The organism is Mesorhizobium sp. M8A.F.Ca.ET.021.01.1.1, assembly GCF_003998025.1.
Lineage (GTDB): Bacteria > Pseudomonadota > Alphaproteobacteria > Rhizobiales > Rhizobiaceae > Mesorhizobium.
This window is the reverse complement of the sequence record NZ_RZSJ01000724.1, coordinates 1-2,702: the sequence shown is the minus strand read 5'-3', so window position 1 is coordinate 2,702 and position 2,702 is coordinate 1. Positions and strand designations below refer to the sequence as shown.

The window sequence follows — 2,702 nt, the reverse complement described above, 5'->3', positions numbered from 1 at the left end:
CGGACCCGGCTTTGGCGTCGGTGAAAAAACCAAGGCGTTCGCGCTCGCGCTGCTCGCGTCGGGCAAGCCAGCGGCCGCCTCCACCGGAATTGACGGCCTGGTCTTCGACGCCGACGCGATCACGAGTTTTCGGGAGGCGCCAGACGTTTTGTTCGAAGCCGCCCGTGGGCCGGACGCGCCGGCGCTGGTGATGACACCTCATGAAGGCGAGTTCGCCAGGCTGTTTCCTGGTATCGCCGACGACAATGCCTCCTCGAAGCTGGACAAGGCACGCTCGGCTGCCGCGAATGCCAATGCCGTCATCGTCTACAAGGGCGCCGATACGGTGATCGCCGCTCCGGATGGCAGGGCGGCGATCAATTCCAACGGCGTGGCCTGGCTTGCCACAGCGGGGTCGGGCGATGTGTTGTCCGGCATCGCGGCCGGACTGCTTGCCCAAGGCATGCCGGCATTCGAAGCGGCCTGCGCGGCGGTCTGGATCCATGCCGAGGCGGGCAGTCGGTTTGGGCCGGGCCTGATCGCCGAGGACTTGCCGCTGGCGCTGGTGCCGGTGCTGCGCGACCTGGTGGCTGCAGGAGACGGGCGCTGATCAACCGCGATGCCCGCGACACCAGTTCACAGCGGAATGTTGTCGTGCTTCTTCCAGGGGTTCTGCATGTCCTTGTTGCGCAGCATGCGAAGCGCCCGGGCGATACGGCGGCGGGTCGAATGCGGCATGATCACCTCGTCGACATAGCCGCGCTCGGCGGCCACGAAAGGCGACAGGAAGCGATCCTCGTAAGCCTTTGTATGGGCAGCGATCTTTTCGCCATCGCCGATGTCCTTGCGGTAGATGATCTCGACCGCGCCTCTGGCGCCCATCACCGCGATCTGCGCCGTCGGCCAGGCATAGTTCATGTCGCCGCGCAGATGTTTTGACGCCATCACGTCATAGGCGCCGCCATAGGCCTTGCGGGTGATGACGGTGATCTTCGGCACGGTCGCCTCGGCATAGGCGAAGAGCAGCTTGGCGCCATGCTTGATCAGGCCGCCATATTCCTGCGCGGTACCCGGCAGAAAGCCGGGAACATCGACGAAGGTGACGATTGGGATTGAAAAACAGTCGCAGAAGCGCACGAAGCGTGCCGCCTTGCGGCTGGCGTCGGAATCGAGCACACCCGCCAGCACCATTGGCTGGTTGGCGACAAAGCCGACCGTGCGGCCCTCGACCCGGCCGAAACCGGTGACGATATTCTTCGCAAAGCTCTGCTGGATCTCGAAGAAATCGCCCTCGTCGGCGACCTTCAGGATCAATTCCCTGATGTCATAGGGCTTGTTGGCGTTGTCGGGGATCAGCCGGTCGAGCGACATGTCATGATCGGTGACCGACTGGTAGCATTCGATCTCGGGAATCTCTGATGTGTTGGAAGCCGGTAGCAGGTCGATCAGCCGGCGCATCTGCAGGAGTGCTTCGACGTCATTGTCATAGGCGCCATCGGCGATCGAGGATTTCGTCGTGTGAACGGAAGCACCGCCGAGGCTCTCGGCTGTCACCGTCTCGTTGGTCACGGTCTTCACCACGTCCGGCCCGGTGACGAACATGTAGGAAGTGTCGCGCACCATGAAGATGAAATCGGTCATGGCCGGCGAATAGACGTCACCGCCGGCACAAGGGCCCATGATGACGGAGATCTGCGGTATGACGCCCGAAGCGAGCACGTTGCGCTGGAAGATTTCGGCATAGCCGCCGAGTGCCGCCACGCCTTCCTGGATGCGCGCCCCGCCGGCATCGTAGAGGCCGATGATCGGCGCACGGTTGCGCAGCGCCATCTCCTGCACCTTGATGACCTTTTCGGCATGGGCTTCCGACAGCGAGCCGCCGAACACTGTGAAATCCTTGGCGAAGAGATAGACCGGGCGGCCATTGACCGTACCCCAGCCCGTGACGACGCCATCGCCTGCGATCTTGGTCTTCTCCATGCCAAAATCGGTCGAGCGATGCTCGACATACATGTCGAACTCCTCGAACGAGCCTTCGTCGAGGAACACCTCAATGCGTTCGCGCGCGGTGAGCTTGCCCTTCTTGTGCTGGGCGTCGATGCGGGCCTGGCCGCCACCCACGCGGGCGATGTCGCGCCGCCGCTCGAGTTCCTTCAGCACGTCCTTCATCGCTCGGTCCCCAGAAAACGGAAGCTGCGTTTGTGGTAATGATGCCCGACGGGGAGCGCAAGCGTCGGCTTTTTGGTCCGTTTTTGTTGCGCTGCAACATGGACCCCTTGCATTTCGGGGCGAACTCAGCCATATGCAGCGGCATAGGCGCTTGGGCCGGACTCACCGGCCTTCTCGACGAATGAGACTGGTTGCGTCTGTTTTCCCTCTTTCCGGTATATCGGCCCCTCTTTCCGGTACATCACAAAGTGGCGAAAAAGCCCCGTGGCATGATGCCTGCGGGCACGACAGCGCAGCCGCGCGGACAATCCTGTCCGCCGCCTTGTCGTTCCATGACAGTTTATCCGACGGCAGGTTGCGCCCTGCCGCCATTGATGTTTGCGGCCAGAGGCCGCGTGAAAGAAGATTATTTTGACCAACGAAAACACTTTGCCCGGCAATGAAACCGCGGAACTCTCCGGTTTCGCGGCGCTGGGAATTACGGGTGCGCTGCTCAAGGCAACCCACAATGCCGGCTTCGCCGAACCGAAGCCGATCCAGATGCAGGCGATCCC

The 2,702-nt window shown here is 62.4% G+C and carries 2 protein-coding genes and 1 pseudogene; 2 read left to right on the top strand and 1 reads right to left on the bottom strand.

The genetic code is table 11. From position 1 onward, the window contains the following. Window positions 1-589 (top strand): ADP/ATP-dependent (S)-NAD(P)H-hydrate dehydratase (locus EOA36_RS32885; RefSeq protein WP_189553481.1); only part of this gene is annotated, 589 nt, incomplete at its 5' end. 26 nt (window positions 590-615) lie between these two features. Here the strand turns inward: EOA36_RS32885 and EOA36_RS32880 are convergent. Continuing rightward, complete coding sequence (locus tag EOA36_RS32880; RefSeq protein WP_127280944.1) at window positions 616-2,148, bottom strand: acyl-CoA carboxylase subunit beta; 1,533 nt, start codon at window positions 2,146-2,148, stop codon at window positions 616-618. Window positions 2,149-2,559: 411 nt separating this feature from the next. On the opposite strand from EOA36_RS32880, the pseudogene EOA36_RS38615 reads away from it, so the two are divergent. Beyond that, a pseudogene (locus tag EOA36_RS38615) lies at window positions 2,560-2,702 on the top strand (ATP-dependent helicase); the annotation flags it as partial.